This is a genomic window from Microcoleus sp. OTE_8_concoct_300 (assembly GCF_031383065.1).
GTDB lineage: Bacteria > Cyanobacteriota > Cyanobacteriia > Cyanobacteriales > Microcoleaceae > Microcoleus.
Genome location: NZ_JANMZH010000487.1, coordinates 1 through 1,162, shown reverse-complemented (window position 1 = coordinate 1,162; position 1,162 = coordinate 1). Strand labels below are relative to the sequence as shown.

Annotated in this window: 1 pseudogene; it reads left to right on the top strand. The window is 51.7% G+C overall.

Annotation, left to right across the window (positions count from 1 at the left end):
- Positions 1–1,162 (top strand): annotated as a pseudogene (locus ACUVJL_RS22085) (hormogonium polysaccharide biosynthesis protein HpsA); the annotation flags it as partial.

The following is a 1,162-nucleotide window of genomic DNA, read 5'->3' as shown; positions in this document are numbered from 1 at the left end:
TAGAGATGGTTTCTGGGAAGCAGCAGCAGCTCAAACACCGAGAAATCCCCTTGATGGAACTGGCGGTTTGCGGGTAATTACCAGTGGTGGCGTGTACGATCGCACTAACTCCTTCTTGCCACCCCCCAGATGGAACGATGGAACTAGCAAAATAGGCCCTGCACCTTTCGTTGCTGCCCCTGTTACCGCAAATACTTACAACGACCCAGCAACTACGGCTGTTGAACAATACCCCGTAGTTTGGCCGGATACTATGCCGATGTCGCCACTGGGACCTGGTTCTCAGGTATACGACAATACTACTTTGGCTGCGACAAAGTGGATACCGTTCCCGGCTCCCCCGAATGTACTACCTCCAGCAGAAACCTCTGCACTTACCGGAATTACTGAATCTGCTGCCACCGCTCGGAAGTTTGCCAAAGGCGACTTGCGGATGCGAGCAACGGCTGTGTATCATTACGCATTCCACGGCTACAACCCAGACACGATTACTGGTACTATCCAACCAGGACAAAACCTGTATGCCTGTGTTAGCAGTTACTACGACCCCAGCAATGCTTCTACAGCCAGAAATATTACCGAGGGTCTAGGCACTACTGCCGCTACTGATGTCAGCGGGCAGGGTGAGAGAGCACCAGATGCAGACAGACGCGACTCAACACTGGGAAGTAAGGGGCAATTTATTGGCTCTAACAATGGCATCACCTACAACCGCACGGCAAGAACCAGACCAGCCACCGCGGCGACTGTAGGCGCTAACGGCGTGCTGACGGGTGGCGACCCAAGTTTGAGTTTGAATATGCAAGCGAGCTTAGTCTTCCCTGACGGTCGGTTTGCCAACGGACCCTTGAGAACAGCCCTACTAGTGGCTGACAACGCTCGCACACTAGCACAAAAAGCTGCGATCGACTCAACAAACTGTGCACTAGACATTCTCAGCGGGGGTATTACTCCCAATCCCGACTTGATACCCCACGGAGCAATTGAAGAAGTAGCATTTTTGAATGGGAGAGAAATTAAAGCGATCGAACGTGACAACGTTGCTACCCCCAACGTTAACGAAGCCTTTACGCTTAGTGGCCCTGTTCCTCTAACCAACACAACAAGATTAAGAGTCAATTACAATCAGCCCCTAGAAGAACGGCAACCCCTAGAAATTCGT